At 35.8% G+C, this 7,368-nt stretch carries 4 protein-coding genes; 1 reads left to right on the top strand and 3 read right to left on the bottom strand.

The genetic code is table 11. The annotated features are described in order from the left end of the window. A partial coding sequence (gene rsgA / locus JWP71_RS12795; protein ID WP_299500602.1) for a ribosome small subunit-dependent GTPase A occupies positions 1-350 on the top strand: 350 nt, incomplete at its 5' end. Between the two features lie 102 nt (positions 351-452). On the opposite strand, the gene JWP71_RS12790 is transcribed toward rsgA, so the two are convergent. The 3 genes from JWP71_RS12790 to JWP71_RS12780 form a co-directional block, all read right to left on the bottom strand. Next, a complete protein-coding gene (locus tag JWP71_RS12790) occupies positions 453-2,600 on the bottom strand; it encodes a carboxy terminal-processing peptidase (RefSeq protein ID WP_299500600.1) in 2,148 nt (715 codons plus the stop codon). A 204-nt stretch (positions 2,601-2,804) separates the two neighbouring features. After that, positions 2,805-3,434 (bottom strand): hypothetical protein, encoded by a 630-nt coding sequence (locus JWP71_RS12785; protein ID WP_299500598.1) that lies wholly within the window; start codon positions 3,432-3,434, stop codon positions 2,805-2,807. A gap of 144 nt (positions 3,435-3,578) precedes the next feature. Then, entirely contained in the window at positions 3,579-7,322 is a 3,744-nt protein-coding gene (locus tag JWP71_RS12780) for an ATP-binding protein (RefSeq protein ID WP_299500596.1), read from the bottom strand. Positions 7,323-7,368 lie beyond the last annotated feature (46 nt).

The raw sequence follows: 7,368 nt of genomic DNA, 5'->3' as shown, positions 1-7,368 counted from the left end.
TCAACGCCCTGTTGCCTGACCTGGAGCTGCGCACAAGTGAGGTATCTGAATGGAGCGACAAAGGCACGCATACCACCACTTTTGCCGAAATGTTTGAGCTGCCGCAAGGCGGATTTATAATTGATACACCCGGTATACGCGAGTTGGGAGTGATAGATATTGAAAATCATGAGCTGGGCCGCTTCTTCCCCGAAATGCGCTCACGCATGCATAATTGCCGTTTTAACAATTGCCGCCATATTAACGAGCCCGGTTGTGCCGTATTAGCAGCATTAGAAAATGGCGAGATAGAGCTATCCCGATATGAAAGCTATTTGAGCATTTATAATGGGAATGATACAAGGGCGTAGAGGTAACTGAAACCTGATGGTTTATTTTAGTTGGAAATAATAAAATAGCCCTTGCAAAGTTTTATAAAACTTTGCAAGGGCTATTGCTATTTGTGTAAAACATTAAAAAGTCTTGGCGGTCCCAACCCGGGTAACCTTACTATCCAAATTGATATAGTCTATCAGTATTTGGCCTGCTTCCAGTTTCAAAGCGTCGAGGTCTTCTTTTTTAGGTTTGGTTTCACCTTTCTTTAATGGTTTAAGACCTAAAGCTACTCTAAGCGCATTGTCGCGATCTAATGATTTTTGCTCATCTTCATCACGTTGTTTTTTTAATTGCTGCTCGTTTAAGGTAACCGTTTTTTCTGATTCGCTTTTCTTATAATCAGCAATGTTTTGCAATATAGCTTTGTAGCTTGCGCTGCTGCTCATGCGTTGTTCATGCTGCCTGTTTAACTGTGGTATAGCGGCAGTAAAGTCTGTAACTTTGGTATAATCGCTTTTGGCTATCACATCAAAAGGTAAAGCCGAAGGATCAATGTCTTCTCCATATTTATCCAGTGGTATTATTGAAGGGAACTGGATATCTGGAATAACTCCCTTATGCTGGGTGGAATTACCGCTAATACGATAAAATTTAGCTATGGTTAAATTTAGCTGACCAAAGTTATTTGTGCTGCCTGTAGAGCTTTTTGTAGTAGAATTGCCGCTGGCTGTTAAACCCAATTTATCAGTAATTGAAGGGGTGATTACTTTATCCAGGTCTATTTCGCTTTGTACGGTACCTTTACCATAAGTTTGCGTGCCTATAATTAAACCGCGTCCGTAATCTTGTATAGCTCCTGCAAAAATTTCGGATGCAGACGCGCTAAAACGATCAACCAATACGGCCATTGGCCCGGTATAGGCTATTGACGGATCATCATCCTTATTAACATCTACCTGGTTTTGTGTATCTCTAACTTGTACTACAGGGCCCGTTTTAATAAATAAACCGGTAAGCGAAATAGCTTCGTTTAATGAGCCGCCGCCATTTTCGCGCAAGTCTACTACTATACCATCAACGTTTTCACGTTTTAAGGTATCCAGTATCAGCTTCATATCGCGTGTTGTACTTTGATAGTTAGGATCGCCGGCTCTTAAGGCATTAAAATCAGCATAAAAAGCCGGTACATTTATTATCCCGATCTTATATGTTTTTCCGTTGTTGTTAAAAGTACGTATCTCTTTTTTTACCAATTGATCTTTCAAAACTATCTTCTCACGTACAATTTCAACAACCTTTGGCTGGTCAGAAACAGATTTACCCTGCGGAAGTATTTTAAGCCTTACTAAAGTTCCTTTGGTACCGCGTATTAATTTTATAGCATTATCTATGCGCCATCCAACTATATCCTGGAACTCGCCATCTTTGCCCTGTGCAACTGCCAATATTCTGTCGCCGGTATTAATTTGATGGCTTTTATCTGCCGGCCCCCCTGCAACAAGCGATTGTATGCTTATATATTCGTTCTTGGTTTCAAGTGTTGCGCCAATCCCCTGTAGTGATCTTGACATTTCCATATTAAATTGCGCGGCATGAAATGGATCGAAGTAATTGGTATGCGGGTCAATTGCTTCGGTAAAATCATCCATAAATATCTGGAAAACATCATCACCGGTTAATTTACTATTTTGCGATAGCAGATCCTGGTAACGTTTCTTTAGCTTTTCTTTATTTTTTGCTATATCATTTGCAGCCAGCTGTAAATTAAGCAGATCATATTTTACACGCTTGGTCCACTCTGTATTCATTTCAGATTCAGTAGCTATCCATGGCAGGTTAGCACGGTCATAAGTAAATGATTCTTTTTGCGTAAAATCAAAGTTTTTATCTACCTGGGCAATTGAAAATCGTACACGCTCTTCATACCGTTTTTGAAAGACATTAAAAATGTAAAACACATCATTAAGATTGCCGTTCTTTATATCGTCGGTAAGCGAGTTTTTGTATTTATCAAAATCCTGAATATCCGATGCCAATAAATAACTATGGCCCTGATCCAGATCTTTAATATAACGTTTATATATCACTTCTGACAAAGAGTCATTCAGGTTAACCTTTTTATAATTCCATTGAGATATTAGCGACGCTACTGTTTTACAAACAACACTTTGTTGCTTAGTGGGTTCTAAGTTATTTGAGCCGGGAACATTTACCGGTTTAGACGGAGCTGCTTTACAAGCCAGTGCGGCACCCAGTACCAGCACAAAATAAATTTTCTTAAACATATCTTTTACTAACGTTAGATCAGGAGTTTTATGGTACATCAATACTTGTGCCTATTTATTTGATAATGTATTTAAAAAGAATAGACAGTGAAAAAAAGTTGTCTATTATAAGACGTATAATAAGTAACAATATTACAATAATGTTTTACTGTTTTAAGTATACCCACAGGGATTTTACGTTAGTGTTATATAAGTGGAGTGTAATTAGTTTATTATCTTTTTGCTATTGGCGGCTTCTACAGCAGAATCATAATGTATTTCTGCTTTTACAGCAACGAGTTTGCTGTTTTGCAGATATTGTATTTTTTTATCAATCTCTATAAGATCTGCTTGCATGCCTTTAGCCGCTGCAATATCATGAGCTTCCTGCATGTCAAGTTTGGCCAAGGTGGGTTCGCCAATTTGAAACTTAATATCGGCCAGAGCTAATAAATTAGACAGGGTATGCTTAGTATCATCCTGCTGGCGCGCTATGGCATTGCTTTGTAATAAATACCACTTAGCTTCCGAGAAGCGATTTTGCAACATATATAATGCAGCCAGGTCGCTAAAGTTATAACTGGCAAGGTTGTATTGTCTAAAACGCATATTATGCTTTGCTTCGGCCATTATTACATCTTCGGCCAATTCTAAATTATAAGCGCCGCGGGGCAGTTGCAGGTCATGTATATCCTGGTAAGGTATGTTTATTACCGGTTTAACTGTTACAGAATTACGAGATACTGCTGTTAATTGGGTGAAACGGTCTTCCTGCGGTTTAGGCTTACGATGCCAAAATTGGGCAGATGCGGTAAAACCTATTATGGATAAAGTTAAGAGTATAATAAACCTCATTTAAAATTTTTGCTGCGGTAACTAATTAAGATAACGACAAATATATGGATATATTTTTATATGAATTAAACCAGTGAACATAACGTAACTGATTGTAAATTAATATTATTAAAAATAAAACTGAACTGCAGAGACTATAATAATTTAACCGGCTACCGGGAAATTAAGGAAGAACGTTGTGCCGTTATCCGGTTCTGTTTCAAACCAAACTTTTCCGCCGGCATTTTCTATAGAATTTTTTACAAATGCCAACCCAAGGCCCGTGCCTGAGCTTTTGGTGGTAAAGTTTGGCTCGAATATTTTTTCGCGCATGTTTTCGGGTATACCATTACCATTATCCTTAACGGTAATTAAAATATTTTTTGAATTTATTTCATAATTTATCTCAATTACTCCAAACCTGTCTGGTGGCGTAGCTTCAATGGCATTTTTTAACAAGTTATTAAAACAGCGTAATAACTGATCCTTATCTGCATTTATTAAAAATGAATTTTCAGGAACATGGTATAAAATGTTAAAATTATCTGTTTGCTTAAAAATAGTTACAGCCTGGCTTATCACATCAAAAATATTAAAGCGTTCCATCCTGGTATCAGGCATTTTGGCAAATGCCGAAAACTCTGAAGCTATGGACGATAAGCTTTCAATTTGCTCCACAAATGAGTTGCTAAACCGTTCAAACTTCTGGTCGAATTTAGGATCTTTCTCCCGCCATGATTTTTCCAGCAACTGTAATCCAAGCTTTAATGGAGTTAACGGGTTTTTAATTTCATGTGCAACCTGCTTTGCCATTTCCCGCCAGGCACTTTCCCTTTCAGATTGTGCAAGTCTTAGCGCGCTATTTTCTAAGGCAGCTATCATATTGTTATACTCTTTTATCAAAGCACCAATCTCATCATCTCTATCCCATTTAATGGCTTCATTTTTTTTGCCATATATGGTTTTGCTTAAACTTTGCTGTATAATGCTTAACGGATTGGTAATTTGGCGGGCAATAATTACAGCAAATAAGCCAATTGCTATAAAAATTAAAGCGTAAATATTTATCATTACATTAAGCAATGAGCCTATACGTTCTTTATAATCTAGCTCGTTAGAGAAATAAGGAAGTTGCAGGTAGTATAAAGTTTCGCCCTTAGCGTTTCTTAGGGGCGCATAGGCCGCTTTATAACTCAGGTCGCCTATTGTCTCATCGTTAATATATTCTGATCGTTGTAAGGTATTTAAATTAATATACGCCATGGCATTCATCCATTTTGCAATTAACCCATACTCATAAATGCGGGGTTGGGTAGTAAATAGTAAAGAGCCATTCCGATCAAACAAAATCAGGTCAGACGCATATGATTTAGCCAAAATATCAAAATTAGCCTGGCTTTGGTAGTTAATATTAGCCGTATATTTATTGATGAAGTCGTTTTCAAAAGCCGAGGTTATCTTAATGATTTTATCGCGGATCATTTTATCCTGCTGCGTCTGGTATTGGGTACTAATGGATATGTAGGTTATTAGGCCTACTAATACTAACGTAACCACTACTGCAAAAACCATCGAAAATTGTATACGGGTTTTATACAATATTTTATCAGGGTTTATTTTAAATCCCCATTTTATTTTATCATTAGTAATGGTTAGTATTCTTAAACGCACCCATGTCCAGTTAGCCAGGATAGTGATCATGCTAAATGCCAGAAATATTACAAAAAAGAAGGTTAGCGAAGTAATGTTATAAAATAGGGTATTCTCTTCTTTGCTTACAACAATTAAATTACGTTGGCTTGGCCTGTATATTAAATGGCTATAGGTAGTAAATGGCTTATACCATATATTGTCAATATTAGTAGTGGTTTTTTGGGTATATTTTTTTATTGGCCCGCTAAAGGTTTTATTTACCAGATTGTATACATAGCTTCCGCTTTGTGATAGTAATTTATTGTCTGTGTAAAACGCGTATGAATAATTTTTAAATTCTTCCTCGCTTTTTATTTTTATTTGCCCGTCAATTAATAATTCCGGAAAATAATCAGTTGTTTGCAGCACTTTTGATCTTAATTCAATTACTATTGAACCTATGCTTTCGCCCTTTTGAATCACCGGAAGTATGGCAAAGTAAATTTGAGACCCAAAAGACTCATTTTGGCGATAAAAATAATCTGAAACTTTAAAGGAGCTATAAAGCACCATGTCATTAAAAACATCCTTTGTATAAGTTTTATCAGCAGATATGGATTGCCCATCGTTATTAAATTCATGGAGCTTGAACTCATACTTAGACAGGTATCCATCAAAATAAAGCTTCTGAAAACGATTTTTCAGGTAAGTATTATTATTTAATGTGTCATTAAAGTAACGGGTTATTAAAGGGTCGGCAATAATTAGGTTCTCTATTTTTTTAAATAAAGAGTCTGCTGTTACATCGTTTGGTGTTTCCAGCTTTTGAATAAATAGCTCCCGGTTTTTTCTTTCTTTTAACGATTCGAGGTGGATGAGGGTAATTGATGATATAACAGCGCATATAAAAAGTATGAAGGCAAAAGTTAAAGATGTGTTTTTGCCATGATGGTAATGGTAGGCATAACCACGTATTATTACTATTAGCGCCCACAAAATATAAAATACTGTAAACTCGCCCCTATAAAAGGTTATAATGATTGTAGTTAACAATATGCTTATGCTAAATATTATAAACTGCCTATAACCTGATATTGGGAGCTTATTGCAAACAGTTAAAAAAATCTCATTTAACAGGTAAAATATAAAAAAGCTAAAACATAGCATTAACAAGCCGCATAAGCTAAATACAGAAAGGCTAAGTACATTATTTACATCAAAACTTATGTTAGAATTAACAACCAGCCCGTAAAATACTTCCAAAAGTTCTGTTGATGTTATGATTAAGATCAATATACATCCCAGCAAAATACAGTAACTTTTAAATTTTCCGGGTATGTGGGTTAATAGTTTAAAGCGTTGGCGATGTACATAAGCCGTAAACCAGCTAAGCATTAAAATATTTATGCATAAATCGCCTAATGATGGATAAATATTGTTTGATGTATAAAGTTTTGGATCAAAAATATCAAGCTTGTAAGTAAAATTTGGCCAATTATAATAAAGGTTAACAAACCTTAGTGCAACAATAAACAGCGTTAAAAACAATAGTGATAAAACTACGTGGCCCCTATATGCCAGGTAATTACAAATGTTTTGTATTAACATGCATGCCACCATAAAGGTTAGTAACCATACAATCAACTCGAAATAAAAGAAATGATAGTTAACCTCATTGTTTTTAACCTTTACCGAAAACAGGTAAGTGTTATTAATGCTATGGATGGGGTATATACTACTGTCGGTAATATCAGCAATTTCAATATTGTTATCTTTAAGCAGATCTTTAGAAAAAGCGTTTTTCAGATATTGATTTTGAACACTATAATTTGTTTTTACAGGAATAAAAAAAATAACAGAAAAATCGCCCTCACTTTTTTTAACAGCTTCGTAATAACCATTAGTTGCTTGAATAAATGAAGAACCTTCTTTTAGTTCGGAGGCGGTAGCCGGTATATATTTAACACTGCTCCAAAACCTCAGATGGTTATTTTTAAAGGCTGTTACACAAATGCCGCGATTGGCAGTAAACTCCCGGATACAATTTAAGCCCCCGGTTTCATTATTAGCAATGGTTTTAAACTTGTTAAACGCTGCAGGAGTATTAATAGCTTTGTACACATAACCTTCTTTTTTATGAAGATTATCCTCCAGTATTTTGGCTGTTTGGGTAAGATTGATTACAGGAGTATACGTAGAACGGACAATAATTGCCGTTAATAATAAGCTGGCAGCCAACAGGGCCAACATTAAGCGTATTTTTCCGGAGTAACTCAAAACTTTTAAATTGATTTATGTAAACTTACAAATAAAAAAAAGCCGC

Origin of the sequence: Mucilaginibacter sp., assembly GCF_028287845.1 — a bacterium.
In the GTDB taxonomy this organism is placed as follows: Bacteria; Bacteroidota; Bacteroidia; order Sphingobacteriales; family Sphingobacteriaceae; genus Mucilaginibacter.
Note: the sequence above shows the minus strand (reverse complement) of the source record. Positions and strands in the feature narration are given on the sequence as shown.